Origin of the sequence: Halodesulfurarchaeum sp. HSR-GB (assembly GCF_031432215.1) — an archaeon.
In the GTDB taxonomy this organism is placed as follows: domain Archaea; phylum Halobacteriota; class Halobacteria; order Halobacteriales; family Halobacteriaceae; genus Halodesulfurarchaeum.
On the sequence record NZ_JAVKGN010000001.1, the window covers coordinates 1481567 to 1507679 of the forward strand.

General features: G+C 62.6%; 30 protein-coding genes. 19 read left to right on the forward strand and 11 right to left on the reverse strand.

The genetic code is table 11. From position 1 onward, the window contains the following. Nucleotides 1–47: 47 nt before the first annotated feature. Nucleotides 48–1112, reverse strand: a complete 1065-nt coding sequence (locus RH831_RS07800) for a DUF4897 domain-containing protein (RefSeq protein WP_310553648.1) — start codon at nucleotides 1110–1112, stop codon at nucleotides 48–50. A 95-nt stretch (nucleotides 1113–1207) separates the two neighbouring features. On the opposite strand from RH831_RS07800, the gene mobB reads away from it, so the two are divergent. From mobB to RH831_RS07815, 3 genes are all read left to right on the forward strand, one after another. Continuing rightward, nucleotides 1208–1669 (forward strand): molybdopterin-guanine dinucleotide biosynthesis protein B, encoded by a 462-nt coding sequence (mobB, locus tag RH831_RS07805; protein ID WP_310553649.1) that lies wholly within the window; start codon nucleotides 1208–1210, stop codon nucleotides 1667–1669. Nucleotides 1670–1754: 85 nt separating this feature from the next. Further along, nucleotides 1755–2147, forward strand: a complete 393-nt coding sequence (locus RH831_RS07810; RefSeq protein ID WP_310553650.1) for a helix-turn-helix domain-containing protein — start codon at nucleotides 1755–1757, stop codon at nucleotides 2145–2147. A 40-nt stretch (nucleotides 2148–2187) separates the two neighbouring features. Further along, on the forward strand, nucleotides 2188–2505 hold the full coding sequence (locus RH831_RS07815) for a hypothetical protein (protein WP_310553651.1): 318 nt from the start codon (nucleotides 2188–2190) through the stop codon (nucleotides 2503–2505). On the opposite strand, the gene RH831_RS07820 is transcribed toward RH831_RS07815, so the two are convergent. Together RH831_RS07820 and RH831_RS07825 are read right to left on the reverse strand one after the other, a co-directional pair. Continuing rightward, the gene (locus tag RH831_RS07820) at nucleotides 2506–3171 is read right to left on the reverse strand and encodes a phosphoglycolate phosphatase (protein ID WP_310553652.1); all 666 of its coding nucleotides are present in this window, start codon (nucleotides 3169–3171) and stop codon (nucleotides 2506–2508) included. A 7-nt stretch (nucleotides 3172–3178) separates the two neighbouring features. Then, the gene (locus RH831_RS07825; protein WP_310553653.1) at nucleotides 3179–4108 is read right to left on the reverse strand and encodes a ketopantoate reductase family protein; all 930 of its coding nucleotides are present in this window, start codon (nucleotides 4106–4108) and stop codon (nucleotides 3179–3181) included. 74 nt (nucleotides 4109–4182) lie between these two features. Between RH831_RS07825 and RH831_RS07830 the strand changes: the two genes are divergently transcribed. Then, a complete protein-coding gene (locus tag RH831_RS07830; RefSeq protein ID WP_310553654.1) occupies nucleotides 4183–5088 on the forward strand; it encodes a hypothetical protein in 906 nt (301 codons plus the stop codon). A gap of 2 nt (nucleotides 5089–5090) precedes the next feature. On the opposite strand, the gene rtcA is transcribed toward RH831_RS07830, so the two are convergent. After that, nucleotides 5091–6107, reverse strand: coding sequence for an RNA 3'-terminal phosphate cyclase (rtcA, locus tag RH831_RS07835; RefSeq protein WP_310553655.1), 1017 nt, complete (start codon nucleotides 6105–6107; stop codon nucleotides 5091–5093). 91 nt (nucleotides 6108–6198) lie between these two features. On the opposite strand from rtcA, the gene RH831_RS07840 reads away from it, so the two are divergent. After that, nucleotides 6199–6753 (forward strand): DUF1684 domain-containing protein, encoded by a 555-nt coding sequence (locus RH831_RS07840; RefSeq protein ID WP_310553656.1) that lies wholly within the window; start codon nucleotides 6199–6201, stop codon nucleotides 6751–6753. 13 nt (nucleotides 6754–6766) lie between these two features. On the opposite strand, the gene RH831_RS07845 is transcribed toward RH831_RS07840, so the two are convergent. Both RH831_RS07845 and RH831_RS07850 read right to left on the reverse strand, forming a co-directional pair. Then, nucleotides 6767–7750: a transcription initiation factor IIB gene (locus RH831_RS07845; RefSeq protein WP_310553657.1), complete on the reverse strand. Its 984-nt coding sequence runs from the start codon at nucleotides 7748–7750 to the stop codon at nucleotides 6767–6769. A 266-nt stretch (nucleotides 7751–8016) separates the two neighbouring features. Next, entirely contained in the window at nucleotides 8017–8445 is a 429-nt protein-coding gene (locus RH831_RS07850; protein WP_310553658.1) for a hypothetical protein, read from the reverse strand. A 106-nt stretch (nucleotides 8446–8551) separates the two neighbouring features. Here RH831_RS07850 and RH831_RS07855 point away from each other — a divergent pair, with 106 nt between their 5' ends. Then, the gene (locus RH831_RS07855) at nucleotides 8552–9439 is read left to right on the forward strand and encodes a cation diffusion facilitator family transporter (protein ID WP_310553659.1); all 888 of its coding nucleotides are present in this window, start codon (nucleotides 8552–8554) and stop codon (nucleotides 9437–9439) included. A 1-nt stretch (nucleotide 9440) separates the two neighbouring features. Here RH831_RS07855 and RH831_RS07860 read toward each other — a convergent pair whose 3' ends face one another. After that, nucleotides 9441–11894, reverse strand: a complete 2454-nt coding sequence (locus RH831_RS07860; protein WP_310553660.1) for an MMPL family transporter — start codon at nucleotides 11892–11894, stop codon at nucleotides 9441–9443. Nucleotides 11895–11897: 3 nt separating this feature from the next. Further along, nucleotides 11898–13742, reverse strand: a complete 1845-nt coding sequence (locus RH831_RS07865; RefSeq protein ID WP_310553661.1) for an NEW3 domain-containing protein — start codon at nucleotides 13740–13742, stop codon at nucleotides 11898–11900. A gap of 269 nt (nucleotides 13743–14011) precedes the next feature. Here RH831_RS07865 and RH831_RS07870 point away from each other — a divergent pair, with 269 nt between their 5' ends. Further along, entirely contained in the window at nucleotides 14012–14293 is a 282-nt protein-coding gene (locus tag RH831_RS07870; protein ID WP_310553662.1) for a PadR family transcriptional regulator, read from the forward strand. On the opposite strand, the gene RH831_RS07875 is transcribed toward RH831_RS07870, so the two are convergent. Then, nucleotides 14290–15228, reverse strand: coding sequence for an NAD-dependent epimerase/dehydratase family protein (locus RH831_RS07875; protein WP_310553663.1), 939 nt, complete (start codon nucleotides 15226–15228; stop codon nucleotides 14290–14292). The genes RH831_RS07870 and RH831_RS07875 overlap by 4 nt on opposite strands. An 86-nt stretch (nucleotides 15229–15314) precedes the next feature. On the opposite strand from RH831_RS07875, the gene RH831_RS07880 reads away from it, so the two are divergent. The 10 genes from RH831_RS07880 to RH831_RS07925 all read left to right on the forward strand — a co-directional run bounded on the left by RH831_RS07880 (nucleotide 15315) and on the right by RH831_RS07925 (nucleotide 22281). Next, nucleotides 15315–15863: a tRNA (cytidine(56)-2'-O)-methyltransferase gene (locus tag RH831_RS07880; protein ID WP_310553664.1), complete on the forward strand. Its 549-nt coding sequence runs from the start codon at nucleotides 15315–15317 to the stop codon at nucleotides 15861–15863. Between the two features lie 45 nt (nucleotides 15864–15908). After that, nucleotides 15909–16427, forward strand: coding sequence for a transcription factor E (tfe, locus tag RH831_RS07885; RefSeq protein ID WP_310553665.1), 519 nt, complete (start codon nucleotides 15909–15911; stop codon nucleotides 16425–16427). Beyond that, nucleotides 16427–17095 (forward strand): DUF2110 family protein, encoded by a 669-nt coding sequence (locus RH831_RS07890; protein ID WP_310553666.1) that lies wholly within the window; start codon nucleotides 16427–16429, stop codon nucleotides 17093–17095. The genes tfe and RH831_RS07890 overlap by 1 nt, the downstream gene beginning before the upstream one ends. Continuing rightward, nucleotides 17092–17799, forward strand: coding sequence for a DUF5803 family protein (locus RH831_RS07895; protein ID WP_310553667.1), 708 nt, complete (start codon nucleotides 17092–17094; stop codon nucleotides 17797–17799). The genes RH831_RS07890 and RH831_RS07895 overlap by 4 nt, the downstream gene beginning before the upstream one ends. A 6-nt stretch (nucleotides 17800–17805) precedes the next feature. Beyond that, nucleotides 17806–18510 (forward strand): molybdopterin-binding protein, encoded by a 705-nt coding sequence (locus RH831_RS07900; RefSeq protein ID WP_310553668.1) that lies wholly within the window; start codon nucleotides 17806–17808, stop codon nucleotides 18508–18510. Between the two features lie 61 nt (nucleotides 18511–18571). Next, nucleotides 18572–19639 (forward strand): ATP-NAD kinase family protein, encoded by a 1068-nt coding sequence (locus RH831_RS07905; protein ID WP_310553669.1) that lies wholly within the window; start codon nucleotides 18572–18574, stop codon nucleotides 19637–19639. A gap of 65 nt (nucleotides 19640–19704) precedes the next feature. Further along, on the forward strand, nucleotides 19705–20733 hold the full coding sequence (locus RH831_RS07910; protein ID WP_310553670.1) for a PhoU domain-containing protein: 1029 nt from the start codon (nucleotides 19705–19707) through the stop codon (nucleotides 20731–20733). Nucleotides 20734–20790: 57 nt separating this feature from the next. Next, the gene (locus tag RH831_RS07915; RefSeq protein WP_070365003.1) at nucleotides 20791–21015 is read left to right on the forward strand and encodes a hypothetical protein; all 225 of its coding nucleotides are present in this window, start codon (nucleotides 20791–20793) and stop codon (nucleotides 21013–21015) included. Nucleotides 21016–21061: 46 nt separating this feature from the next. After that, the gene (locus RH831_RS07920) at nucleotides 21062–21481 is read left to right on the forward strand and encodes an SRPBCC family protein (RefSeq protein WP_310553671.1); all 420 of its coding nucleotides are present in this window, start codon (nucleotides 21062–21064) and stop codon (nucleotides 21479–21481) included. Beyond that, nucleotides 21478–22281 carry a nitrilase-related carbon-nitrogen hydrolase gene (locus RH831_RS07925; protein WP_310553672.1) on the forward strand — a complete coding sequence of 268 codons (804 nt, stop codon included), beginning with the start codon at nucleotides 21478–21480 and terminating at the stop codon, nucleotides 22279–22281. The genes RH831_RS07920 and RH831_RS07925 overlap by 4 nt, the downstream gene beginning before the upstream one ends. A 146-nt stretch (nucleotides 22282–22427) precedes the next feature. On the opposite strand, the gene RH831_RS07930 is transcribed toward RH831_RS07925, so the two are convergent. Continuing rightward, entirely contained in the window at nucleotides 22428–23237 is an 810-nt protein-coding gene (locus RH831_RS07930) for an RIO1 family regulatory kinase/ATPase (RefSeq protein WP_310553673.1), read from the reverse strand. 46 nt (nucleotides 23238–23283) lie between these two features. Next, nucleotides 23284–23718 (reverse strand): adenylyltransferase/cytidyltransferase family protein, encoded by a 435-nt coding sequence (locus RH831_RS07935; protein ID WP_310553674.1) that lies wholly within the window; start codon nucleotides 23716–23718, stop codon nucleotides 23284–23286. Between the two features lie 248 nt (nucleotides 23719–23966). Here RH831_RS07935 and RH831_RS07940 point away from each other — a divergent pair, with 248 nt between their 5' ends. Together RH831_RS07940 and RH831_RS07945 are read left to right on the forward strand one after the other, a co-directional pair. Further along, nucleotides 23967–24836: a mechanosensitive ion channel family protein gene (locus tag RH831_RS07940; RefSeq protein ID WP_310553675.1), complete on the forward strand. Its 870-nt coding sequence runs from the start codon at nucleotides 23967–23969 to the stop codon at nucleotides 24834–24836. A 424-nt stretch (nucleotides 24837–25260) separates the two neighbouring features. After that, nucleotides 25261–26100, forward strand: a complete 840-nt coding sequence (locus tag RH831_RS07945) for a sodium:phosphate symporter (RefSeq protein ID WP_310553676.1) — start codon at nucleotides 25261–25263, stop codon at nucleotides 26098–26100. The last annotated feature ends 13 nt before the right edge of the window (nucleotides 26101–26113 follow it).

Sequence of the window (26113 nt, forward strand, 5' to 3'; positions counted from 1 at the left end):
TATACCCGGCCGGTCCTGAACGCGGTTTGGGCCCAATTAAGCCCGATTTAGACCGATTCGTCCCCGGATTCGGGGAGTTTGACGACGTTCTCTCGACCGATCCGGAACTTCTCGATTTCACCGGCCTCCGACATGTCCGAGAGTACCTGGCTCGTCTTGGCCTCCGTCCAGTCAAGCGCCTCGACGATCTCCTGTTGTTTCGCTCGACCGCCGACCGAGGCGAGGTACTGCTCGACGCGTTCCTCGTTGCTCAAAAGCTCCGACGGTGGGGTCGGTTCGCCGGATTCCCCCTCCGGTTCGGCCGGCTCGGTGACCGAGCCCGCGCTGTCAGTCGGCTCCGATTCAGTCTCGCGATAGACGTACCACCCGCCAAGTACAACCAGTGCGAGGAGAAGCAGTCCGATCGGGACCCAGGGAAGGCCGTCCCCGGCCGCTGTCGTCTCGGTCGTCGTCAGATCCGGGCTCGTCGTGGGTGTGGGTTCGAGTGTGAGCGCGGGCTGTGTTCCTTCGAACTGGCGAGGGCCCTGCCAGACGACTTCCCCATCACTCGAACTGGTTGGCGTGGGATCGACCGTGGCCTGCTGGTAGGCCTCGGGCCACTCGATCCGCAGTCGTGTCTCCTCGTCGAGGAACAGCCCCTGCAATGCGTCCCCGGCCTGGATTTCCCCGTCTGTCACGTTCGCAAAGTTCTCCCAGGTGGCGGTGTAGGTAACGGTCCCATACTGGTTCCCGAGTGTCGGACTCGTTCGGGCCGTGACGCCGAAATCACGTACGGTCATCGACCGGCCGGTCGATGTTTCCGCCGCGGACACCGTGTTCTGCATGCGGTCGGCAAAGCGGGATACGTAGGTCGATTCGTTCTGCTCGATGTCACCTGCCAACTCCTCGAACGCCTGGGTATCGTTTTCGTCGTCCAGTCTGATTGCGTATTCGATCTGGAACGTCGCCGTGCCGTTCTCGGCTACATCTGCACCGATGATCACGAGATCCGATTCCATCTCCCCGATCTGCTGGGTGTCCGACCCGAGCGTCGTGCCGGCCGTCGCCGGGCCCGCGAGGACGCCCAGAAGGAGGACAGCCAATCCCAGTGCCCGAAAGCTCCCCCAGTCCATATCACATAGGGATTCCCCAGGGTTGAAATCCTTCCGTTCGGGGCGAAGTCGAGGTCCCGCGGAGGCTAAGTAGATGGGCCCGAAGCTACCAGGTAATGAAAGTCGTTGGCGTTGCCGGCCGTCGAAACAGCGGGAAGACGACACTACTCGAGCGGCTACTCGAGGCCCTCCCCGAGTCGATCTGTGTCGCGACGGTGAAATCGATTCATCACGACATCGAGTTCGACACCGAAGGAACGGATACACACCGCCATCGCCTGGCCGGAGCAGACAGGGTCATCGGCATCACCCCGACTCAGTCTGCGGAGTTCCGACCGGTGGGCAAGGAAGATGGGGTAACACTGACGGACCGGCTGGTCGAACTCCACGAGCAGGGCGTCGACTGGGTGTTCGTCGAGGGGTTCAAGACTGCGGCCCTTCCCACTATTCTCGTGGGCGACATCGAGGAAACCGCGGTCGAGGGTGACCTCCTCTTTCGCGTTCCGGACGGGACTGCTGTCGACGGGGACGCAATTTTCAACCGAATTCGTACCGTACCTGATTGGAAACCGCCGTGAGGACCCATTCGGACGGGCTGGAATACGGCTATCGGCACCCCCGACAGCAACCCTTTTGTCCGGCTACCCCAAAACTCCACTAACAATGTCGGAATCGATGAGCGAGTATCTCTCCCAGGACATGCAGTGTGAGGGGCTTCTGGAATGTATGCACGGGCTCAAGGAGCTCGACAAGGATGTGTTTCTGGTGTTGACCGACGCCGACGAACCGCTCACAGTCGATGACATCGCCGAGGCCGTCGACCGGGAGCGCTCGACGGCCTATCGGTCCGTCCAACGTCTGCTCCAGTCCGGGTTCATCCAGAAAGAGCAGGTGAACTACGAACAGGGCGGGTACTATCACGTCTACCGCCCCACGGATCCGGATCGGATCGCCGACGACATGCAGCGACTCCTCAACGACTGGTATGCCAAGATGGGACAGCTCATCACCCAGTTCCGGGACCAGTACGAGGAACGGGCGGTCACCGAGAACTAACTCCCGGGGTGTTTTGTAACCGGCGTTCGGAAGGCTAGCCATGGCTGTGCCGCCACCGGAAACAGACGAGGACGAGACAGCCATCGCCTTCGGTATCGCCGCTGTCGACGGTCTGCTCGATGAAACCGACCTGGACTTCCCCGCCGATCGCCAGGCCGTCGAGACGGCACTGGGAAATCGGGTCGTCCCCTACGATCCCCGGGGAAACACTGTCTCACTCACAACCGCACTGGAGGACGTCGAAAAACGGCAGTTCGGATCCCGACAGGAGTTGCTCAACGCGCTCCATCCGGTCTTCGAGGCCAGACGAAACGGTGCTGGCCTCCAGGGTTGGCTCCGATCGCTGTTGCCCTTCTAATCACAGGACCGTGTTCAGGGCCTCGAGGAACCCGTCGGCGTAACTCCCGCTGGTCACGATGTCCGCCGCCTCTTTTGCGTCTGGGGTCGCGTTGGCGACGGCGACACCGGTTCCAGCAACCTCGAAGAGTGACACGTCGTTGGGACTATCGCCCACCGCGAGGGCTGTTCCCGGGTCGAATTCGAGGTGTGCGGCGAGTGCCTCGAAGGCTGCCCCCTTGCTCACGTCCGGAGATTTGACGTGATAGGCGTATTCGGAGTCGACGACCTCCAGCCCGTGCTCCGCAGCGATGGCTTCGAGCGGTTCGAGCGGGGACTCGCGGCTCACTGCGATTTCGGTCTCACGCCACTTGTTTGCCAGGTCCAGTTCGCCAAACCCCAGGTCGTGGCCCTGGCGCTGGTAGGCCTCGGCGACAGCGTCCGCAGCGGCCCGATCGCCGTGTACCTGGAGGGTGTCTTCGGCCACGGCGATCCCGCCGTTTTCCGCGACGACCATCGGTTCGAGCCCGGAATACTGGGCCAGTGCGACGGGGAAGGGGAGGGCTTTGCCCGTCGCAACAATGACTGGGGCCGGCCAGGAGCCGAGGGCATCGATGATCCGGGGGTCGATCGATCGGTCCGGCCGGCTCAACGTGCCATCGATATCGACGGCGAGTGGCGGGGCCATAGCCGGGTTACTCACGCGACCCATTTGACGGATGTGTTTCAGCCCGAGAACTCGCCAGGCGAATCGCGGCCGCGAGGGTTCGATTGACCGGGACGGGAATATTGTGTTCCTCGGCTCGGTCGACGATGGCTCCGTTCAGCGAATCGATTTCCGTTCGTGTGCCTCGCTTCAAGTCCTGTAACATCGAGGAACGATTCGTCGCCGTGTCTTCGACGACCTGGACTGCCTGTTCAACCGGGTTACTGACCCGATAGCCCTCGGCCGCGGCGACGCGGGCGGCTTCCTCGATTGCCGCTTCGAGGAGTTCGCGTCCGGGCCCTGATCGAAGGTGCCCATTTGGCACTCGACCCAGGGCTGTCACCGGATTGATGCCCACATTGACGAGCACTTTCTCCCAGATGGCGGTCCGAATATCTGACTCGATTTGGATATCGAATCCAGCCTCCCTGAACGTTGCCGTCACCGTAACGAACCCCTCATTTCCGCCCCAGGGGCGACCGATACGGATCTGTCCCCGGCTTTCGAGACGGACACGGCCTGGCTCCGGGACGAATGCGGCCATTGTCGTCGTCCCGGCGATCACTCGGTTTTCGCCGACGGCCTCCCGGATCGTCTCGATGTTCCCCAGGCCGTTCTGTAGCGTGAGTACGTCGACGCCATCGAGAAACGGCTGAACCGCCGCCATGGCGGTGTCGGTGTCGTAGCTCTTGACGGCGAGAATCAGCAGGTCCGTGCCGGCGACGGCCGAGGGATCGGTATCGACCTCGATCGCCCGCGAGTGGGCGGGCTCATCCGGATACTCGATTTGCAGCGAACCACGCTGGAGCGCCCGCAGGTGGTCGTTCTCGTGGCCGATCAGTGTCACCGTGGCGGACTTCGAGAGCGCTCCGGCGAGTGCCGATCCGATCGCCCCGGCTCCCAAAATCGCCACGCGCATGGGCGGGGATTAGTCGGGATGGCTCATAGCCTTTGCCGGGGAAGGCTTTTCGGGGCGAGCGAAGAAAGAGGTCTATGGAGCGTTCGCGGGGCCAGATCATTCTCGTCGCGGCGTTTGCCCTCGCGGTCGTCTTCGTCGCCCTGGCGCTCGTCCTCAACACGGCGATTTTCACCGAGAACCTGGCGACCCGCGAAACCGTCGACGAACACGACGCCATCGATCTGCGAGCCGCGGCCACAGACACCGGCGACATGCTGTTGCGAGCCACAAACGAAAACGACAGCCTTCGCACCGACGCCGCTACGCTCGTGGGAGCCTATCGAGATCGGATCGACACGTACAGCCAGGCCGAATTCAATCACTCGCTTACCCAGGGAGCAGTCCACCACGTCCGCCTCGAAGAAACACACAACGGCACGATGGTGCACCAGACCACCGACACCACCTTCGAGTCAGCCGGCGGGCATGACACCTGGCAGGTTGGCTCGGGGGTCACAGACGTGCGGCGGGGCCAGATCACCGTCACGAACGCCTCTACTTCCACGCCGGTCGTCTTCAACGCCACCAACGGGTCTGCGAGCTGGTCAGTCTCGGTTCAGGGGTCGGCTGATGGGTACGACGTGACAGTCGAGTCTGTCACGGGAACCACATCAGTTCACTCGGACGACGGTCCAGCCGTCGTCCTGCGCCCGACGAACGGCACCGTGAACGGGACCGAGATGGACAACCTGCGAGTTCAGTCCCAGTTCGAGGGCCCCTTCGAGCTATGGATCAGCAACGGTTCGACCGCGACCGGAACCTATCGTCTGATCCACGACGTGCCGTACGCGGAATTCGACGATTCGGCCTTCGACGGCGTCGATGATCCGATGGCCCACCCGGCCATCTACAACGCCACGCTCTCGGTCGAACTCTCGCGAAGCGATCTGGAGTACGCGACCAACGTCACCGTCGAGCCGAACGGCCCCGAACCACGCTGAAATCAGGGTGATCCGGCCGAAATTCGGGTTCGGTCCGTGTCTGTCTGGATGTCCAGTTCGTAGCCGAACGTCTCCAGCAGGGTACGGGACGAACGGACGTGATCGGTCAGCGTGGGCGTCGTGATCGACCCGCCGCTTCGGGCCAGGAAGGGGAGCAGCTGATCGGCGAGATGCCGGTCCACGGCCCCGGTTGCCTGGTGAAATCGACGGAACTGCTGGGCCGCGGCTTCACCGACGTCTTCGGCCGGCCAGCCAGGCTCGCCCAGGGCGTCGAACCCCGCGACCGAATGCTCGTATTCGGCAACTACCAGCACGACGGTTCCGGTCGAGTCTGAATCGACTGATTCGATGCGGGTGGCGATGGGAACGTCGATTGCGCTTTCCAGGGCGTCCCTGGCTCCGTTTGCCTGTCGTGTCGGGACCTCGGCTTCCTGTAAGTCCGCGGTTGCGGTCGAGTGGATGGTCACCGCCTCCAGTGCCCCACGTTCGAGACCGTTGATCGGAGCCATGTCGGACGGCGAGACGCTGAGTGTCGCGAGACCGCCGCCCTGCGGGTAGAACCCCCGGCGCTCGACACTGATCTCGGCGGCAAGGCCAAATCGCCTGAGGAAGAGGAGTTTGACGAACCGGTGGTAGCCGATCGGGGGCGACCACTTGACGTCGGTCCCGCCAGTGGCGGCCACGGAAAACTCGGTATCAGTCGCCATCGCCAGGGGAAGGGCCGCGTCGAAAACCAGCGAAATGCTCCCCGCGGTTCCCACGTCGACCTCGACCTCGCCTCCCACGATCTGCCCCGGTCGGAAGATCACCGTCTCCGAGCCGACTTCAGCCCCCTCGTAGTCTGCGTCGGTGAGGGCCCCGATGATTCGGATCGCTGTAACGTGCTGGGCCCGAAGACCCGGCTGGTCTCGGGCCCCTCGAACGTGGTCGATCCGGACGGGAACGCCTTCCATCGCGGCGAGGGCAACTGCGAGGCGGACGAGCTGCCCGCCGCCCGCTCGTCCGTCGATCCGTTTCATAGCGAGCCTTCGCAGGGCCAACCATTCAACTTGCGGGTGTAATCTCACGAGTGGTCCGAAATCGTTTGTGTGGGCCGCCCCTCCCCATCGTATGGACGACGATTCGTCAGCCCCCGACTGGATCAAATCGGTCCGGGAACATCGTGAAGCGAAATCCCGGGCCTTCGAGTCGGCGGACTCGCCGCTCAGCGAGCCCGCCCAGCAGACCTTCGATGGGCTGGATTTCTTTCCGATCGACGAAAACTATCGGGTGACGGGCCGGTTTGAACCGCTGTCGGACCCGGAATCGGTGTCCCTGGAAGCGACCCGGGGGCCACCGGTGCCCTTCGAGCACGTCGGTCAACTCGGCGTCGAGATCGCGGGCGAACTCCACGTCCTCGCGGTGTATCGGGCCCAGGGGGTCGACGCGCTGCTCGTTCCCTTCCGTGACGAGACGAACGGCGAGGAGACGTGGTCACAGGGCCGGTACCTGAACCTCACCCCGCCCGAAAAAACGGGCCGCGTATCAGTTCGCGTCGATTTCAACCTCGCCTATCACCCGCTCTGTGTCTACGACGAGACTGTCAGTTCGGCGATTCCACCAATCGAAAACGAGATTTCGGCGGCCGTCCGGGCAGGTGAAAAAGGCAGACCGACAGAGGAGTGAGACCGAATCCGAGTTAGGCCGGAACGTCCGCGGCTTCGAGCAGTTCCTGGTACCGATTTCGGATGGTTACCTCGGAGACGTTCGTGACCTCGCTGACCTCGCTCTGGGTGACCCGGCGGTTGGTCAATAGGGACGCCGCGTAGATCGCTGCTGCGGCCAGACCCACTGGGCTCTTGCCACTCGTGACTCCCTTCTCCTGGGCTGTCGTGAGTAGCTGGCGGGCCCGTCGCTCGACTTCGTCGGCCAGGTCGAGTTCCGAGGCGAACCGGGGCACGTAGCTCGCGGGGTCGGCCGGCTGGACCTCCAGACTGAGTTCGCGGACGATGTACCGGTAGGTCCGCTTGAACTCCATCTCGTCGATCCGGCTCACGTTGGCCATCTCGTCCAGGCTCCGGGGCGTGGACATCTGGCGGGCCGCGGCGTAAAGCGACGCCGTGGCGACACCCTCGATGGAGCGACCGGGGAGCAGGTCCTCCTCCAGCGCTCGACGGTAGATCACGGAAGCAGTCTCTCGTACTTCCTGGGGAAGCCCGAGCGCGGAGCTCATCCGTTCGATCTCGCCCAGGGCCTGTTTGAGGTTGCGCTCCTTCGAGTTCCGGGTGCGGAACCGCTCGTTCCAGGTGCGCAACCGCTGCATCTTCTGGCGCTGGCGCGAGGAGAGGGCCCGTCCATAGGCGTCCTTGTCCTGCCAGCCGATGTTCGTGGAGAGCCCCTTGTCGTGCATCATGTTCGTCGTGGGGGCGCCCACGCGGGACTTCTGGTCCTTTTCGGCGGCGTCGAAGGCTCGCCATTCGGGACCGCGATCGATTTCGTTTTCCTCGACGACCAGTCCGCACTCCGAGCAGACGGTTTCGCCGCGTTCCTCGTCCGTGTCGAGTCGTCCGCCACACTCAGGACAGACGTGCTCGTCGACGGACTCCTCTGTTTCCGATTCCGATTCGTCTACCCGTGTTCGCTGCCGCTCGCCGCTATAGGTTCGGATTGTGGCATCACTCATGGTGGAAGGACGGAGAGGGGTGGGACCGACTCCCCTGTTCCTTACTCCAAGGTAGGACCGAAACCCATATAAGTCTTTTGCAAAAATCGGTCATGATTGTACATACTGTTCTTCGGGGAGGACCGCTCTAACCCGAAAATACTGCCGCTTTTGGACGCCCTAAAAATTGTGCGGGGGTTTACCAAACTACAACACCTCCCTTAAGTTTCCATCGGTGACCTGTCGCTCGCTGTCCTGCGATTCTGTCGGTTTCGATCCCGTAAAATTCAGCCGTCGAGATTCTCGGCGATGCTCGAAAGCGAGTCCTCGGGCCGGCCACTTTCGTAGGTCGCCCGCTCCCCCGGTTTCCGAAGCCCGTACCGGTAGCCAGGTTCCACGATGTCAAATTCCACACTCCGGCCGATTTCGAGCCCACTTGCCTCGACCCACTCGACAAGGGCATTCTCACCAGCGGATCGGTTTCGGGCCAACCGGGGTGTTTCGGCAGCGTGTCGAATGACCGGTGTCCCGTCGTCTCGCTCCTCGATCGGGGCCCGGTACTCCCGGCCGTCGAGGACGAGTCTGATCAGAGACCCAGGTTCCTCGTCCAGATCCCCTGCGATCCGTATTTCCGGACGGGTCGTGCGCCCGCGGCGCTCGATAGTCGCCGATCTGGTCTCGACGGTGGGGTGGTCGTGAGCGATTCGTTCAACCATTATCCGTCCTTGGCCAGCGGACCCGGTGAACGTATCGGTCGAGTCCGTTCCTGGCGGTCGAGCCCGAAGGAAACCGTCATGGGCCCGCCCCCCAAACGAAGGGCCGATGACGAGCGACGAGGCCGCGTTCCTTCGGGCGTCCTGGGTCAACGTCCTGGGGAACGTCGCGAAAATCGCGGTCGAAGGGACGCTGGGGCTCACGTTCGGCAGCCTCGCGCTCGTGGCCGACGCGGCCCACTCGCTGGGGGATCTTCTGGCGAGTCTCGTGGTGTTGATCTGGGGTCGGCTGTCCTTTCGGGGCCCGGACTCGAACCATCCCCACGGTCACGAACGAGTCGAGCCACTGACGGCGCTCTTTGTCGGCGTGACGCTGGTCGGCCTCGCGGTGAAGATCTTCTACGACGCCGTCACGGCACTGCTTGAGGGGCCGCAGATTCGCTTCAGTGTGTTGCTCGTGTTCGGGCTTGCCTTCGCGATCGCCGACATGATTCTGGTCTACTGGTACACTGACCGGGTCAACCAGCGGTTGAATTCCACGGGGCTGAACGCGCTGGCCACCGACGCCCTGAACGACATCTACACGTCTTTTGCCGCAGTGCTAGGGATCTTCGGGGCGGGCGTGGGCATGCCGATCGTCGATCCACTGGCCGGTGGGCTGGTGAGTCTCCTCGTACTCAAGGAGGGACTTGGCATCGCCCGCGAGAACGTGCACTATCTCACCGGTGGCGCGCCCCCACAGCAGGAGATCGAATCGATCAGACAGACCGTCCTCGATCATCCCTCTGTTCACGGCGTCCACGACCTGCGCTGTCACTACGTCGGCACGAGTATCGAGGTCGAACTTCACGCCGAAGTCGAGGGTGACCTCACGCTCGGGGCCGCTCACGACCTCGAGACGGAGCTTCGCGATCGGGTCCTCGAACGGCCCTCGGTCGGGGACGTGCACATTCATCTCGACCCCGAGGGAATGGGCGAATGGCAGGGTTCGAATTGAATCAGGGAAGTGAAAGCCCACCCGCGCTCTCCCAGACGACCACTACCGAGGGCAGCACCAGCACCGACGTGAGATACGAGTACACGATTGCGATGCCGGTGACAAAGCCGAACTGACCGAGAATCGGTGTCACCGCGATGACCAACACTCCGATCCCGGTCGCGGTTGTGAGCATCGACCCGGTCAGGGCGCCGCCGGTCCCGAACACCGTCTCGTCCAGGGCCTCGTGGAGGTTCGTCCCGTCGTACTCGTCGGCGAACCGGTGGGTCATGTGTGCCGAGTAATCGATTCCGAGGCCGATCGCGATCGAGAGGACGGTCGCCGTCATGGCGTTGAACGGGATCCCCAGAGCGCGCATCGTCCCGATGATGAACGACACCGTGAGGACGATCGGCACCAGATTGACGATCCCGAGGGTGGCACTTCCTTCGAGCACCCGATATATGAAAAGCAGGAAGATCGCGGTGAACCCGAGTGCGACGGCCAGACTCCTCACAGCCGAGTCCAGAATGGTGTCCGAAACCGCCTGAAACACGACGATCTGGCCAGTGGCCGTTGCCGAGAGCCGGTACTGGTCGGCCAAGGTCTTCGCGTCTGCAGAGATCTCTTTCTGTGAGGACTCGGCTTCGGTGTCATAGACGATCCGGGCCGAGCGGTAATCCTCGGTCAGGTACTGACTGGCCTCGGCGGCGTAGGGCGAGGCGAATAGTTCGTCGTAAATCGTCGTGAGATCATCATCCGGGACCCCGTCGTCGTTTCGATCGTTCCGTTCAACAAGCGCATCGAACTGTGGGTCGGCCGCGCGATAGTCGTCGATGACGTCGATGATGCTTGTCGCGGCCGCCTGCCGGCCGTCCTGCAGGATCGCGTCCGGTGGGTCACGGTTCACGTGTTCGATCGACTGCAGCGCCGTGTCCCGTCGCATCGAATCCGAGACGTAGACAGTCACCGAGTCCCTGGCAGCACTCTCGAACTCGGCCTCCAGGAAGTTCAGATCGCGAGTCACCGTGTAGGTCTCCGGGGCGAAGGGCTCCGGGAGCGAGGCGAGATAGTCGGGGACCTCCTCGGGCGGGAGGAAGTCCTCCTCGGAGAACGAGGTGTCGATTCCCGTACCGTACGCGCCGGCTGCCAGCCCAGACACGAGTAACACGGCGAGGAAGATCCGGGGCCCTCGTCTGGCGATCACGACGCCCACGTCGAGAGCCGAGCCGAGGACGCTCCCCTCACGGCCGATCGGTGCACTGGCGAAGGTCGGGAACCCGGTGCGCTCCCGATATCGATCGACCTCCAATTTGAGTGCCGGGAGGAAGATGCCGAAGATCAGGAAGGTGAAGATGATCCCGATGGCCGCGATCAGGCCGAAATCACGGAGCGGCGGCAGCGAACTGGTGAGATTCGCGGCGAACCCGATGACCGTCGAGCCAGTCACGATGAAGAAGGCGACGATGAGCTGGCGGGTCATGACGTCCATCGACTCGGCGATTCCCACGCCGGTCACCCGCTCTTCCCGATAGCGATTGACCGAATGGATGCCGAAGTCGATGCCGACCGCTAGCAACAGCGGCGGGACCGCCGTGAGCATCTGCGTGAAGGGGATCCCGGCCAGACCCATGAACCCGAAGGTCCAGACGATCGTCATCACGAGTGCCAAAAGCCCCACCGCCAGATCGAGGGGGTCGCGATAGGCATAGATCAGGAACGTGACGATCAGGAGGATCGCGGCGGGGATCACGAGGATGAGCGAGTCGAAAATCACGCTCGCGAATTCGGCGGAGATGATCCCGGTCCCGAAGACCCGGATGTCACCGCCGCCAGCCTCGACGACTCGCTGGGTTTCGAGCTGGATCGATTGGAGGGGACTGTCGCCGCTCGTGCCGGCCCCGCTTGCCAGTCCGGCCGGCACTTCGTGGGTGATCACGGCGATCGTCGCTCCCGCGGTGGCCGACTCCCGGTTGAAGTCGGTACTCAAGATCCCGGTCAGTCCAGGCTGGGCAGTCGCTTCTCGAACGGCAGCATCGATCTGCTTCGGTGTGGCCCGCTCGACGGCCCGGATCTGGTCCTCGACGGACCGCGCGCTCGGATCGAGCGTGGTGGCGATCGTACTAGCGGCACTCCGGGTCGCGGTAATGCGCAATTCAGTCCGATCTTCGAGCCGTTGCTGGGTTCGCAACATCGTCAGCAGCGCCGGCTTCGAGAGGGCGTTCTCCGAGACCTGTATCAGTTGAGTCGTCCCCTCGTCGGCTGCGAAAGCGGGACCGAACTCCCGGTTCACGTCCTGGAGGGCCGCTTCGGCATCGGTGCCCTCGGAAAACTGACTCGTCCCGGTCTCGGTCGAGACGTTGCCCAGTCCGGCACTCATCAGGAGGGTAATGACCAGGAAGACGAGGATGACCGTCCTGGAGCGCTGGGAGACGACCGCTGCGATCTGTTCGACGATCGCGTCGTGGTCCACCATCGGTCAGCGACGGCGATACCAGTAGCCGCCACCGGCAAGCAGAGCGATTCCCACGAGGACGGCGACGATCGGCAGGAAGCCCCCGCCCTCCTGTTCCGTGACGGTGACCGGAACCTGGACGGTTTCCGTGAGCTTCGTATCCCCGCCCTCCTCGTACTGCACGTCCATCGACAGCGGATAGTCCTTCGTCAGCGCGCCCGCCCCCACGGCGACCTCGAAGGTCACCGTCGAGGATTCGCCCGGCTTGAGTGCGCTGATGTAGCCCTCGTCGTCATCGGCCGAGAGCGGGTCGTCCGCAAAGATCTTCGGGTTGACGTCGCTGACGGGCAACTCCCCGGTGTTGGTCAGTTCCACGGTGATCTCCCCACTCTCGCCGGCCGCGACCGTGGCGTTCGTGGCCGTAATGTCGAACCGATCTTTCTGCGGTTCGATCGCCGTTCGAACGTTGTAGGGCCCCATCTCGAAGTCACGGTCGTCCTCCTCGTACTGGACCTGGAAGGAAAGCTGTCGGGGGATCGCTTCGGCGTTCGAGGAGACCTCGATCGGGTATCGGACCGTCGTGGACTCGTTTGCGGCCATTGCCCCGATCGCGTATTCGGTTTCCAGGGGATGGACGTTCTGTCCGGCCCCGGGCAGGCTGAGTACCAGGTCCTCGACGGCCGATCCGTTGTTGGTGACTGCGAGTTCGAGCACCCCTTCTTCGCCGACCCGGAGTGTCGAATCGGTCCGTTCGAGGACGAACCGATCTCGCTCGGACCCGACCGGTGCCATGACAGTCGTCTCGCCGGTTCGCTGCAAGTTGCCGTCCGCGTCCGCATAGGAGAGCGCGAGCGAGAGTCGCTGGGGTGTTGGTTCGGCCGTGGGTGCGATCGTAATCGGCAGGGTCACGGTCCGGGTCTCACCGACGGGGATGGTTCCGACGCCATACTGGGACATCTCTAGTTGGACGGCCGGTCCGGTCTGTCCCAGTTCGAGGACTGCGTCTGTCATCTCTCGGGGCCCCGTGTTGCGCAGCGTTGCGACGACCTCGCCACGTTCACCGACCCGTAACGTGCTGTCCAGAGCGGTGACGTCGAACGACCGGGCCTCGGTGACGAGCACTTCTGCCGTGGCGGGGATCGCGGTCATATCGATTCCGTTGGGCTTCTCGTACTCGACCACACTTTGAATCGCGTGCGTGCCGGGATTCGTTCCGGAAACTGCGGTGGCGTCGACAGTCACCGTTCGGGTCTCCCCCGGCTCCCACTCCGCGACGAACTGGGTTACCATCTCGGACTGGCCACCGACACGCAACCCAGTTCCCTGTGCGGTCGTCTGCACGCTCGCGTCGTGGGCCGTCTGGGTGCCGACGTTCTTGAGGTTCACTGCGAGTTCGTTCGTCCCGCCCGACGGGACAGTTCCGTTCACCGATTCCACGGCGAAGTGGGCCCGATCTTCGACGACGACCTCTGCGTCGACAGTTTTCCAGCCGGTGTTGTTGACGGGCCCGTACTCGTATTCGAGATCGATCTCAAGATCGTAGGTTCCCGGCTCGACATCTTCCGGGACTTCGACCGTGAATGAACCGGTCACTGGCTGTCCGTAAGCAATCGGCTCGATGAATTTCGTGCCCGAACGAACGGTCATCGGGGTCGAACCGCTCTCCATTTCGGCGGTCACCACCCGGGCCGGGGGTGCGTCATCGTCGTCGTTCGTGAACGTCACCACGACCTGTTGGGTCTGACCGGGCGCGACCGAAGGCTCGGAAACCGTCGCGTCGATGTCGGGTTCGATCTGTGCTGCGACCGGAACTGAGGCGACAGTCAAACCGATAACGAGAACGAAAAGCAGGGGGAGAAGTCGTTTCATGGCTTGGAGTAGTTGTGAAACCTGTCGTGGCGAACGGGCATAAATCGTCGCATATCCACAACTTCGACCCGGCGTCAATCACTCCCGGCGATGGAATCAGTCGATATGCCCAGGTCCACGAACGTTGGGTCCGGCGCGGACGGGGACTATTTTCACCAAGACGACACGACTCCGAGTCGCAGTCGGCCGGTTTTCCCATCTCTACTGCGTACAAACGTCGTTGGGCGACGATGTTAATAGGCTGTGCGACATATCTCGAAGCAAGGATGATGGACGACTTGACAGGGTTCCAACGGGACCTGCTGACGGTTATTGCCGGGCTAGAGGCGCCAAACGGGCTGGAAATCAAATCGGAGATGGAAGACTACTACGAGTCAACGATCAATCACGGGCGACTGTACCCCAACCTCGATACCCTGGTCGAGCGGGGCCTCGTCGAGAAGACCAAACAGGACGAACGGACCAACGCCTACCACGTTACGGAATCCGGGCTCACCCTGCTCAAGGAACGCCGCGAGTGGGAGTCTCAGTACGTTCAGCCAACAGCTTAAGTGTCCGTCCGCGCCTCGTAAAGTCGTTCTGTCGCCCGACGGACCGCTTCGTTGCTCGATTCGTCCGGTTCCCATCCCAGTGCTCGAACTTTCTCGATCGAGAGTCGCATCTTGGGCACGTCGCCGGTCCAGCCACGGTCGCCTCCGGAGAACTCGTATGCTGGGTCCAGCCCCATTACGTCGCTGACGATGTCCGCGATCTCGATCACCGAGGTCGTGGTTCTGGTCCCGAGGTTGAACACGTTTCGCGCCCCGGTCGCCTGTTCGACGACCGTGAGCATCCCGTCCACACACGCCTCGATCGACATGTAGGACTTCTCCTGGCGGCCGTTGCCCTTGATCTGTAAGGTTTCGGGATCGGCCTGGAGTTTCTCGATGAAGTCGACGATCACGGCCCCGGACTGGAGTCGCGGCCCCACGATGTTCGCAAAGCGGAAGATCCAGGCGGTGAGGTCCGCGCTGTGAACGTACGTCGAGACGAGTGCCTCCTCGGCGGTCTTTCCCGCGCCATACGCGCTGATCGGCTCCTGGGGGTAGTCCTCCGGTGTCGGCCGGGGGGCCTCCCCGTACACCGTCGAGGAGGAGGTAAAGGCGATGTGTTCGACACCGACCTCGGCCATGCGCTCCAGGATCGAGAGGGTCATTCCAGTGTTCTCCTCGAACTGCGAGCGGGGGTTCGGGTCGTTCACGTCCTTTCTGGCGGCCAGGTGAAAGACCACGTCAGTGTCGGCGTCGATGGCCTCGGCGACGACGCTGTCCCGGGTGAGGTCGCCGTGGACGAACGACGCCCCCTCGGGGATCCACTCGCGCCGGCCGTTCGAGAGGTCGTCGACGACGGTGACAGCGGCCCCGATCGAGAGCAGGCGTTCGGCGAGATGAGAGCCGACGAAGCCCGCGCCACCGGTCACGACAGCATGACTTTCAGACAGATCCATACGGGCGGATCCGAACCGGCGGCCAAGTGTTTTGCGGTACTCGGGAGAATCACAACATATTCCCTCTGCAGGGCGAATGCTGCGGTATGCAGGACGACCGTTCGGTGACGGTGCTTCGCCTGGGACACCGACCGGGTCGGGACGACCGGATGACGACCCACGTCGGCCTTACGGCGCGCGCACTGGGCGCGGACGAAGTGATTTTCCCAGCAAACGCCACCGACGCCCTGGAGACGACCCGGGATGTCACCGAGCGGTTCGGTGGGCCCTTCGAAGCGAGGCCGACGGATTCGCCGGTTGGTGAGGTTCGGGGCTGGGATGGACCGGTCGTCCACCTCACGATGTACGGTGAGCCGGTCCAGGAACGCGTGGGAACCATCCAGGCCGAATCAGTTGGCCAGGATCTACTGGTCGTCGTCGGCTCGGAGAAAGTTCCATTCGATGTGTACGAGGCGGCCGACTGGAACGTCGGCGTGACGAACCAGCCCCACTCGGAAGTCGCAGCCCTCGCCGTGTTTCTCGATCGGTATTTCGACGGCCGGGAACTCGATCGGAGCTTCGAGAACGCCGAACGACGGGTCGTCCCGACGGCGCTTGGCAAGGAGGTCAAAGAGCCGGGAAGCGAGGAGCCGTAGACGGCTCAAAAGACTTACCTACCGTGGCGGTCCCATATACCCATAATGGCTTTTGAGGAGCTACTCGAGGACCCTGTCATCCAGAAGTACCTCAACGAGTTGGTAGGGCCCAAGGGCATGCCCGTTGCCGCGGCCCCGCCGGACGGTGAGGTAACCGACGAGGAGCTTGCGGAGCGACTGGGACTCGAACTCAACGACGTTCGACGCGCCCTCTTTATCCTCTATGAGAACGATCTGGCGTCGTACCGACGCGTCCGGGACGAGGATTCCGGCTGGCTCACCTACCTCTGGACCTTCGAATACGAACACATCCCGGGCAACCTCCACGAGGAGATGGAGCGGCTCCTCGAGGCGCTCGAGGAACGCCGTGAATACGAGCTGAACAACGAGTTTTACCTCTGTCCGGAGTGCTCGATCCGTTTTGAGTTCGGCGAGGCGATGGATCTGGGCTTTTCGTGTCCGGAGTGTGGATCGCAGCTCGAAGCGATGGGTAACGACGAGTTGATCGGGGCCGTCGACGAGCGCATCGGCGAACTGAGAAACGAACTCGGGCTGGCGACATAATGGTCGTCCTCGCATCCAAGGTGTATGTCCACGGCGGGGCCCGGGAACGGGCGCTTGACTCACTCGAATCGCTCGTCGGCAACGCTATCGGCGACCTCGACGTGGAGTTCGAGGTCGGACTCAGACACGATGACTTTCCGACGGTGACCGTCGAGGGTCCCGACGCCGTCGTCGCCAGGAACCTTTTGCGGGAGGAGTGGGGCGAAATCGTGCCCGACCCCGAACCGGGCACCGTCGCGACGGGAACTCTCGAATCGTGGGACGAAGACGGCTTTACGCTTGATGCCGGTGACACGGTACGGATTCCGGCCACGGAGATCGACCTCGGCGGCGGCTCACCGTCACAGATCCGCAAGCGGTTCGGGCTGGTTCAACATCTTCCGATTCGCTATGAGGCGGGTGACACACCTCGAATCGCCGACGTGGAGCGTGATCGGCTGTACGACTGGCAGCGTGCAGAGACCGGGCGGGTCAACGTCAACAGCGCGACCCGGGCCGAAGTCCGTGCCACGGTGAACCGGGCCGGGCACGCCGGGGACATCATCACGGTCGAACGACTCGGCCTGCTCGAACAGAGCATCGTCTGCAAGTCGGGGACGGACCCGCCAGGCCTGCTCGCAAGCATCGGGTCGTACCTCGATTCGGAACTCCTCGCCGTCGTTCCATGAGACGTCTCCTCGCCGCGCTCGCACTGGTCGTTCTGGTCGGTCTGGCGGGCTGTACCGGCGGGGTCGTCGATCAAAACGCGCTCGAAGAACCGGCGACCTACGACTGGGACAGTTCTGCGGAGGTGTCAGTCAACGTTACCGGTGGGAGCTATCAGTCGGTGACCGCCCTCGGGAACCAGTCGAACGTGAGTCTCTTCGGGCCCGGTGAGTTCGGCGGCGAATCCGCAATTCCCGTGTCCGCAGTTCAGTACCAGTACCCGAACGGGACGGTAGTGAACGCCTCCGCGGTCGAGGTGGCCGAACGGGACGACCGTACCGTCCTCGAAGCGCCTCGAAGCGGCGGGAAAATCGCCTACAGAGCGACAGTACAGTCCAATCGCCTCTTCCTTCCGGTGACCGTGAACGGCAGTTACGCCGTCACGCTGCCCGAAGGGACGGACGTGAGCTTGCCAGTCATCGGCCGGGCGACGCCGGGTGATTACGAGGCCGACCGAACTGGTGAGCGGGTAACTCTCACCTGGTCGAACCCGGAGACCCAGGTCATTACTGTCGAGTATTATCAGGAGCGGAACCTCTACATCTTCGCCGGCCTGGTTGGCCTGCTTGGACTGGTCGCTGCCGCTGGCATGCTGTACTTCCGAACGCAGTTGCGGCAACTCGCGCGTCGCACCGGCGAGATCGGACCGGAAGACGGCCTAGAGTGACCGAGTATGACAGCGGAGACCGTTTCCGAATCGAAGACCGTCGCCCTGTTGACCGTCGGCGACGAGCTATTGGCGGGTGAGACGGAGAACACGAACGCGTCCTGGCTCGCACGGCGACTGCAGGATCGTGGTGCGAGCCTCCGACGGATCGTCGTCGTCCCCGACGAACTGACGGCGATCGCAGAAACGCTCTGCTCGCTTGTGGCCGAGCACGACGCGGTGATCGTCACTGGTGGGTTGGGACCGACCCACGACGACGTGACGATGGAAGCCGTTGCACAGGCCTTCGACAGTGAGATGGAACCACATTCGGACGCGATCGAGTGGTTCGAGCATGAAACCGAGTATGCTATCCCGGACCTGGTCGAGGGCACGACCCATCTGCCGGCCGGCGCCGAGTTCCTTCCGAACCCGGAGGGAGTGGCCCCCGGTGCGAAAATCGAGTCTGTGTACGTGCTGCCCGGTGTCCCGCGCGAAATGAAGGCGATGTTCGAACTGATCGCGCCGACGTTCGACGGACCGACGGCCACGACGAAAGTACTCACGTCCGAGAAGCCCGAAAGCCAACTGGTCGATGTCCTCGCCGAGACGACCCGACGGTTCGACGTGCAGGTCGGGAGCTATCCCGACGAGATGGTCACGATCCGGATTCAGGGGACCAACACGAAAGCGGTGGAGTCGGCGGCCGCGTGGCTCGATTCGCAGCTGTAACACAGTCTTGCAGGCTGCTGGGATCGGCGAGATTTTGAGGGTGCCTCCCCGACTAGTGGCCATGCGAACGATCGGTTTCGTCGTGAATCCAATCGCCGGAATGGGTGGTCGCGTCGGTCTCAAAGGAACCGACGGCAACGTCGAAGAAGCCCGGGAACGTGGGGCTGAACAGCGTGCGCCGGAACGTGGTGAGGTCGTGCTGAAGGCCCTCGCGGAGCAGGCCGATTCGGTGTCAGTGCTGACGTGGGGGGCCGAAATGGGGGCCGAAGAGGCCGCCCGGGTCGGTGTCGACGTCGAAGTCCTGGGAGAGCCTGCGGGCGAGGAGACGTCCCGGGCCGATACGATCGCGGCTGTCGAGGCCTTTCTCGACCGGGACGTAGATCTCGTTCTCTTCGTCGGTGGTGACGGCACTGCCGTGGACGTGTACGAAACCATCGCGGAGACGGACGGGGAGACACCGATGCTTGGCGCACCCGCTGGCGTCAAGGTGTACTCCTCGGTCTTTGCCGTCTCGCCGGAAGCGGCGGGGAAAATCGCGGCCTCGTTCGACCGAACCGAGACCCGCGAGGTCAACGACATCGACGAGGACGCGTACCGTGAGGGCGAGGTCCGGGCCGAACTCAGGGGATTGGCGACGGTGCCGGTCGCCGAGCAACTCCAGTCCTCGAAGCAGATCCTGGGTGGCGACGTCCAGGGACTCGCTACTGGGATCGCCGAGGAGGCCGACCCCGAAACGACCTACGTCCTGGGCCCTGGTGGGACCCTGGACGTCGTCAAATCTGCGTTCGGGATCGATGGAACCCCCCTGGGGGTCGATGTAATCCGGGATGGCGAACTCCTGGTCGCCGACGCTTCGGAGGACCAGATCCTGGATGCGCTTGGAGCGAAAAACGAGATCGTGGTTTCGCCGATCGGGGGGCAAGGGTTCATCTTCGGCCGTGGGAACGATCAGATCTCCCCGGCAGTCATCCGACAAGCCGACGTGACCGTCGTCGCGTCCGGTGAGAAAATGCAGTCGACGGACGTGTTGCGAGTCGACACCGGTGACACAGACCTGGACGAGTCCCTGCGGGGCTGGATACGCGTCCGGGTCGGTCGCGTCGAGGAACGGATGGTAAAGGTCGTCTAGGCGGATCAGCACCTGTTCCCGAACTATGGGTCAAGTATAAGGTCGCCAGCAAATGTATAAGGTGTATGGATACCAGGAAGGTCCAGCGACTCGGTCCCTCCACGCTCGCGATGACGCTCCCGGCGAAGTGGGCCCGGGAGAACGGGGTCGAGAAGGGCGATGAAGTCACGGTGCGGACGAGTGCCGAAGGAACACTCTCTGTCACCCCTGAATCGGCTCGGGGCGAGGAGACCGAGGCGACGATCACGGTCGGTGATTTCGACGCCGACGCCGTCGAACGAGCGATCATCGGCCAGTACGTCCTCGGTCGACGGGTCATCCACGTGACGGCCGAAGACACCCTCGAAGGCCCGCACATCAACGCAGTCTACGACGCGGAATCCCAGCTCATGGGACTGGGTGTAATCGAGGAGACACCCGAGCGAATCACCATTCGGTGTTCGGTCGACCCGGAAGACTTCGACCTCGCGAATCTGTTGACACGACTGGAGAACACCGGTCGAACCATGCGCAACGAGGCGATGAAGGCGCTGGCCAGGAACAACCACGAACTCGCCGAGCGGGCGCTGAACCGGGAGCGCCAGGCGAACAAGATCTTCGTCCTCCTCCTGCGACTGATCTTTACTGCCTACCGAAATCCCTCGCTGGCCCGCACGATGGGGCTCTCGGATGGCTTCCCTCTCATCGCCTACCGCTCGGTGGCGAAGAACCTGGAACTCATCGCCGACAACGCGGAGAACATGGCCGAGATCGTGTTGGACGCCGACGACGACCGGCTGGGGCTGGACGATCCGACGGTCCGACGCATTCGGGATCACACCGAACGGGTGGACGAACTCACGGAGATGGCCGTGGAGGCGATCGTTTCCCGGGACTTCGAGACCGCCAGGGAGGCCCAGGCCAAGTTTATGGAGCTCTCGGAACGCGAACTGGGTATCATGCGGGACCTCCCCGAACTGTCGAAAAAGCGCCTGTTGCAGATCCGCGAGGTGCTCGTGGCGCTGCAGCAGACGGCTGAACACGCCGTCAGAATCGTCGAAATCGCCTCGAACCTGGCGCTCAACGAGCCTTCCGAGTTCACGACCATCTCCTGACCCGTTCCGTCGACGGTTCTGAAAGGGTTTTACGCACTGAACGGGTACTCACAATCGATGAGCGACTTCACGGAGGACGAAAAGCGGATCTTGTCCTACCTCCGGGAGAAGGCCAGCCGGGGGCAGGAGTACTTCCGGGCCCGGAGCATAGCCGATTCACTGGGCCTCTCCTCGAAACAGGTCGGCGTTCGCCTGGCCCGACTGGGGGAGAAAGCCGAGGACGTACGGATCGAGAAGTGGGGTCGATCGCGGTCGACGACCTGGCGAGTCGAACGCGCTTGATCCCCGGAAGGGGGACGTTTTTGGGACCCGGCGTACAAGGACCCGTATGACCGCTCGGGTCGAACGGGAGTTTACCGTTTCCGCGTCGCCGGACGCCGTCTGGGAGTTCATCTCCGATCCCGGGAACCGGGCCCGGGCCATCAGCGTCGTCGATCGATTCGAGACCAGCGGTGAGACGACAACCTGGTTCATCGAACTGCCGATCCCGATGGTTCGAAAGACCTTCCGCGTGCGGACCCGGACCGTGGAGCTCACCCCGCCCGAGTACGTCCGCTTCGAGGGCAACTCCTCGGTGTTCGACGTGCTGGGTGAACACCGGATCGTGCCTGGCGAGGATGAAACGACCATCGTCAACACGTTCACGGTGGACGGCCACGCGCCCGGTGTCGAGGCCTTTTTCAAGCGTAACCTGGATGGGGAGATCCGCAATCTGGAGTCCGCACTGAAATCACATCTCGAGGAATGAAATTCGCCGCGCTCCAGATCGAAGTCGAGGGCGGTGACCCCGCAGGGAATCTCGAACGAGCGGAGCGAGCCATCGAAACCGCCGTCGACCGTGGCGCCGACTTGCTCTCGTTGCCGGAGCTCTGGAACGTGGGCTACTTCGCCACCGAGGCGTACGAACGCTTCGCGGAGCCACTTTCCGGGCCGACGCTCGACCGGATTGGGACGCTTGCCGACCGACACGACGTGGCAATCGTGGCTGGGAGCATCATCGAAGATTTGGAACAGACCGCTGGACAGACTCCGGCCGAAACTGGACTCGCCAATACCACGGTCCTGTTCGACGAGTCGGGCGAGCGACAGGCCACCTACCGCAAACACCACCTCTTCGGGTACGAATCGAAGGAAGCGGCACTTTTGACTCCCGGCGATTCCCTCGGCATCGCCGAGATTGGAGGGTTGACCGTCGGACTCACCACCTGCTATGATCTCCGATTCCCGGAACTCTACCGGAGACTCCTGGACGCCGGGGTAACGTTCGTCGTCGTTCCCAGTGCGTGGCCGTATCCTCGTGTCGAACACTGGATGACATTGACCCGTGCGCGTGCCGTAGAGAATTTGACCTATCTCGCTGGAGTGAACGGTGTGGGGGCGGCTGGCGGTCAGGAGTTGATCGGTCGCTCGCGTGTCATTGGCCCGTGGGGCACGATTCGTGGGAGTGCCGGGACCGAACCGGACATACTCCTCGTCGACCTGGACCCAAAACGCGTTCAAACGGTCCGGAACCGGTTTCCAGCCCTCGAAGATCGGCGGGATATGTGAAAGCGGCTCGAACAGGTTTATAACGACGGAGGTCCCAGTGTCCACTGCCGGTCACCGACGCTTTTCTCGTCGACGACCGGTATGCCCGCCACAGCCCGTCCTCCCCCCTCCCCGGGCCACAACGGGCTTCCCCTCCGCCTTCGGCTTCAGGATGGTCGATCCGAGGCGATCGTATTGATCTCGCCTTTCACAGCCGCCGCGTCGAAGTCGTGATCCGGGCGAATGTTGACGAAGTCGAGGAAGTCCACGGCTTGGAGCACGACTTCGATTCCGTACTCGGTTACGGCTCCATCGACCGCGTCGGCAGCTCCGACGAGGGGTTCCAGTGTCCCGAGTGCACACGCCAGATCGTAGGCCCGTGCCTGGGGGATCCCTCGTTTCCGGACGGCTGTCGCGTCGATGAAGTACACCTCGTCATCGAGAACGAGGACGTTCTCCGCCCGAAGATCGCCGTGTGTCAACTCGTTGTGATGCATGGCCGAGAGGGCCGCAAAGAGATCCGGAAGGACTTCTCGCACCCGGGCAGGTGAGAGCTCATCCAGCGTTTGGAACCCATCCAGATAGTCCAGAACGACGACCCCCACATCTCCGACTTCGAAGGCTTCGATTGGGGCCGGCGCGTTGACACCCGCCGCCCGCATCTGTCTCGTCGCGTCGAGTTCGTGACGCGCCATCGCACCCGGGTCCTCGAAGTGCTCGAAAAAGCCCTCGCTCCCGCTCGAAAACGCGCCGATGTTCCGCGCGCCGGTGAAAACAGCGTGCACGAACGCGTTCCGGGGTGTGATGATCTTGACGAACCACTGCCGGTCGACCACACAGGGGATCGACAGCCAGTTTTCGGCCTCGAGGAATTCGATCCTGACGTATTCCCGATCGTAGCGACTGGCGAGTTCCTGGCCGACCGCTTCCAGGGTATCCCAGCCGACAGTTCCTCGAACCAATTCGCGAACGCTCACGGACGAACTGACGAGGTGGGTTCCTAAAACGGTTTCCTGGAGCGGACTACTCGGACCCCCGCTGTTCGAGGATCCGTTCGATGATGGCCCCCGTCGAGAGGATTTCCTCGTCGTATCGCGGTTCACGACCCGTGACACGGTCGACCCGGCAGTCGATTCCCCGTTCGGCGAGTGCCTCGCGAATCCCGTCGGCGTCGTGGTGTTGATCGAACCCAAGCGCGATCACGTCGGGGTCAATCTCCTCGATCGGGGCAAAGATGTCGGTCTCGTGGCCGACGTGGGCGACGTCGACCGTTTCGAGGGCTGCGATCACGTCCCGCCGCTGCCGGTTCGACAACACCGGCGGTTCCTTGTGAGTGACGTTCTGTCGGCGGGCGACGATGACGTGAAGCTCATCGCCCATGGCCTTTGCTTCCTGAAGATAGTGGAGATGACCGGGATGGACGATATCGAACGTTCCCTGAGCGACGACTCGTGTCATGCTATGGCAATTTCCCCCTCATTGATAATCACGGCGTGGTCCGGCTGCTCGGCCGCCCCAGTCGTGATTTCGATACCGGAGCGGTATCGGACATGACGCGGTCTTGTAGGCGGGCCTTGCTAAGCGTACCGATTGAAGCGTGGAACCTCGAGCCCGATGTCCTTCCAGTCGGAGCCGCCAAACTGTCTCGGGGCCAGGATATCATGACATAGTATTAAGAAATAGCTGCGCCAAGATTGAGTCGTGGTATGATACCAATTCAACTCCGGTTCGCCGTCGAACCGTACGTACCGCTCCTATTGACCGCTCTCACGAGGGTTTTTCTGTTCCTGGTCGTCTTCGGGCTGCTGTATTGGCTGGGTAAACCCATCGTGACTCGGATGGTCCGATCGGCACTCGAGCAACGCGGGTTCGAAGAGACCCTCATCTCCCTCGCGGTTAGCGTGGCCAGCGGGGTCACAGTGGTATTCGCGATCGCGATCGCCGCGACCGTGGCCGGTTTCGGTGTCGTGCTCGCCGCGTTCGCGACTCTGGCTGGCGCCCTCGCCCTGGCTGTTGGGTTTGCGGCCCGGGATCTCATCGCCAACTTCGTCGCGGGGATTTTCATCCTCCAGGACAAGCCGTTCGTCGTCGGGGACTGGATCGAGTGGAACGACAAAAGTGCCGTCGTTCGGGACATCGAGCTCCGGGTGACGAAACTGGACACCTTCGATAACGAGCTGGTCACGGTCCCGAACAGCGAACTCGCTGGGAACGCCGTCTTCAACAACGTGGCGAACGACCGGCGCCGAATCGCAGTCGGTTTCGGGATCGGGTATGGCGACGATATTCAGGAAGCCCGTGCAGCTATCCTGGAGGAAGCTGCACAGATCGACGCCGTTCTCCAGGATCCGGAACCCAGTGCTCCGGTCGTAGAACTCGGAGACTCAGCCGTCGTTTTGTCGGGGCGGGTCTGGATCGATCCGCAGGAACACGGGTACGGTGGGGTGCGAGCGCAGTTCGTCGAGGCGGTCAAGGAGCGGTTCGACGAGGCGGGGATCGACATGCCCTATCCGACGAACGAACTTACCGGCGAGATCGACGTCAACGACGTCGGGGCTCCAGCCCCGAGTGACTGATCGAGTTTCGGTCCTCGTGGGGCATGTGATCGACCAGAGTAGTTCCCAGAGGGCGATCAAGAAAGCACGCACGAGAATTGCGCGGTAATAGATGTGCTCTCTGTCTGCCCCCTTCCTGGCCGAACGTTTCACTTCCCGGAAATTTTTGTACCCATCCTGCCGTTTCTTCCTGTAGAACGTGCCACATGATGACTCGCGGTTGCTGACGTGGATAAGAGAGTCCGGCCCCGTCCTGTTTGGAGCGCTCGCCGCGCTTGGACTCTTCCTTTTTGCCGTACAGTTGCTTGGGGCCTCGACCGAAGCCGCGGCGGGCCCCCTGGAACGACTCTTCAGACGAATCGTCAGCGGTGACGGTTCGGCACTCGGCGTGAGCTGGCTTGCAACGTACGTGGTGACAAACGGGTCGATCGTCGCTGCGATCTCGGTGTCACTCTTCGACGTATCAATTATTAGCAGTACGGAACTGTTTCTGATGGTGATTGGGTCGCGATTGGGGAGTGCGGCGATCGTCCTGTTTGTCGGGGCGATGGATTATTTCCAGAAACATCGGTATTCGCTGGGTCATGCAACGGAACTGGGGCTTTTGACCTTCATCGTCACGCACTCAATATACCTCCCGGCGACGGTGTTGGGCTACCTCGTATTGCCATCGCTGGAACACTCGGTCGGCGGTCTCATCGTCGGGAGCGTCACCGGATTTCAGTTGTTGGTCGTCTTTCAGCCCATTACTCGCGCCGTCGTTTCGTCGCTCGGCGTCTGGCCGGGGCTCGCTATCGCTGTCGGGGTCCTCTTTGCGAGTCTCACGTTGTTCGATCGGACACTCGGTCGGGTCAATACCACGTGGCTCCGTGAGGGACTTTTCGGTCGGTTTCGGAACCGCTGGGTGGCCTTCGGCATCGGCCTGTTGGTTACTGCTGTTACTACCAGCGTGGCGTTCTCCCTGGGTGTGATCGTCCCTCTGTACAATCGAGGCTACGTGAAACGCAGGGAGATCGTGCCGTATATCCTCGGTGCGAATATTGGGACGTTTGCCGACACCCTCGCGGTAGCTATTTTGCTGGAATCACCGGTGGCGCTACTGGTCATCATGACCGTTTTGGGTGCGGGAAGCCTCCTAATCACTGGGTTCCTGGTGTGGTATCCAGCGTACTACCGGCCCGTCGCGAATGTCCAAAACCATCTTGAAACTGATCGACGGGTGCTCGGAGCGTTTTTACTTGCTTTACTCCTCGTGCCCGTTTTGCTGGTGGTTCTGCCGATGTAGCTCAACGTTCGAG

Excerpts from the sequence above, each read along its gene's own strand:
- RH831_RS07800 (WP_310553648.1), bottom strand. The coding sequence starts at position 1,112 with ATGGACTGGGGGAGCTTTCGGGCACTGGGATTGGCTGTCCTCCTTCTG.
- mobB (WP_310553649.1), top strand. The coding sequence starts at position 1,208 with ATGAAAGTCGTTGGCGTTGCCGGCCGTCGAAACAGCGGGAAGACGACA.
- RH831_RS07810 (WP_310553650.1), top strand. The coding sequence starts at position 1,755 with ATGTCGGAATCGATGAGCGAGTATCTCTCCCAGGACATGCAGTGTGAG.
- RH831_RS07815 (WP_310553651.1), top strand. The coding sequence starts at position 2,188 with ATGGCTGTGCCGCCACCGGAAACAGACGAGGACGAGACAGCCATCGCC.
- RH831_RS07820 (WP_310553652.1), bottom strand. The coding sequence starts at position 3,171 with ATGGCCCCGCCACTCGCCGTCGATATCGATGGCACGTTGAGCCGGCCG.
- RH831_RS07825 (WP_310553653.1), bottom strand. The coding sequence starts at position 4,108 with ATGCGCGTGGCGATTTTGGGAGCCGGGGCGATCGGATCGGCACTCGCC.
- RH831_RS07830 (WP_310553654.1), top strand. The coding sequence starts at position 4,183 with ATGGAGCGTTCGCGGGGCCAGATCATTCTCGTCGCGGCGTTTGCCCTC.
- rtcA (WP_310553655.1), bottom strand. The coding sequence starts at position 6,107 with ATGAAACGGATCGACGGACGAGCGGGCGGCGGGCAGCTCGTCCGCCTC.
- RH831_RS07840 (WP_310553656.1), top strand. The coding sequence starts at position 6,199 with ATGGACGACGATTCGTCAGCCCCCGACTGGATCAAATCGGTCCGGGAA.
- RH831_RS07845 (WP_310553657.1), bottom strand. The coding sequence starts at position 7,750 with ATGAGTGATGCCACAATCCGAACCTATAGCGGCGAGCGGCAGCGAACA.
- RH831_RS07850 (WP_310553658.1), bottom strand. The coding sequence starts at position 8,445 with ATGGTTGAACGAATCGCTCACGACCACCCCACCGTCGAGACCAGATCG.
- RH831_RS07855 (WP_310553659.1), top strand. The coding sequence starts at position 8,552 with ATGACGAGCGACGAGGCCGCGTTCCTTCGGGCGTCCTGGGTCAACGTC.
- RH831_RS07860 (WP_310553660.1), bottom strand. The coding sequence starts at position 11,894 with ATGGTGGACCACGACGCGATCGTCGAACAGATCGCAGCGGTCGTCTCC.
- RH831_RS07865 (WP_310553661.1), bottom strand. The coding sequence starts at position 13,742 with ATGAAACGACTTCTCCCCCTGCTTTTCGTTCTCGTTATCGGTTTGACT.
- RH831_RS07870 (WP_310553662.1), top strand. The coding sequence starts at position 14,012 with ATGGACGACTTGACAGGGTTCCAACGGGACCTGCTGACGGTTATTGCC.
- RH831_RS07875 (WP_310553663.1), bottom strand. The coding sequence starts at position 15,228 with ATGGATCTGTCTGAAAGTCATGCTGTCGTGACCGGTGGCGCGGGCTTC.
- RH831_RS07880 (WP_310553664.1), top strand. The coding sequence starts at position 15,315 with ATGCAGGACGACCGTTCGGTGACGGTGCTTCGCCTGGGACACCGACCG.
- tfe (WP_310553665.1), top strand. The coding sequence starts at position 15,909 with ATGGCTTTTGAGGAGCTACTCGAGGACCCTGTCATCCAGAAGTACCTC.
- RH831_RS07890 (WP_310553666.1), top strand. The coding sequence starts at position 16,427 with ATGGTCGTCCTCGCATCCAAGGTGTATGTCCACGGCGGGGCCCGGGAA.
- RH831_RS07895 (WP_310553667.1), top strand. The coding sequence starts at position 17,092 with ATGAGACGTCTCCTCGCCGCGCTCGCACTGGTCGTTCTGGTCGGTCTG.
- RH831_RS07900 (WP_310553668.1), top strand. The coding sequence starts at position 17,806 with ATGACAGCGGAGACCGTTTCCGAATCGAAGACCGTCGCCCTGTTGACC.
- RH831_RS07905 (WP_310553669.1), top strand. The coding sequence starts at position 18,572 with ATGCGAACGATCGGTTTCGTCGTGAATCCAATCGCCGGAATGGGTGGT.
- RH831_RS07910 (WP_310553670.1), top strand. The coding sequence starts at position 19,705 with ATGGATACCAGGAAGGTCCAGCGACTCGGTCCCTCCACGCTCGCGATG.
- RH831_RS07915 (WP_070365003.1), top strand. The coding sequence starts at position 20,791 with ATGAGCGACTTCACGGAGGACGAAAAGCGGATCTTGTCCTACCTCCGG.
- RH831_RS07920 (WP_310553671.1), top strand. The coding sequence starts at position 21,062 with ATGACCGCTCGGGTCGAACGGGAGTTTACCGTTTCCGCGTCGCCGGAC.
- RH831_RS07925 (WP_310553672.1), top strand. The coding sequence starts at position 21,478 with ATGAAATTCGCCGCGCTCCAGATCGAAGTCGAGGGCGGTGACCCCGCA.
- RH831_RS07935 (WP_310553674.1), bottom strand. The coding sequence starts at position 23,718 with ATGACACGAGTCGTCGCTCAGGGAACGTTCGATATCGTCCATCCCGGT.
- RH831_RS07940 (WP_310553675.1), top strand. The coding sequence starts at position 23,967 with ATGATACCAATTCAACTCCGGTTCGCCGTCGAACCGTACGTACCGCTC.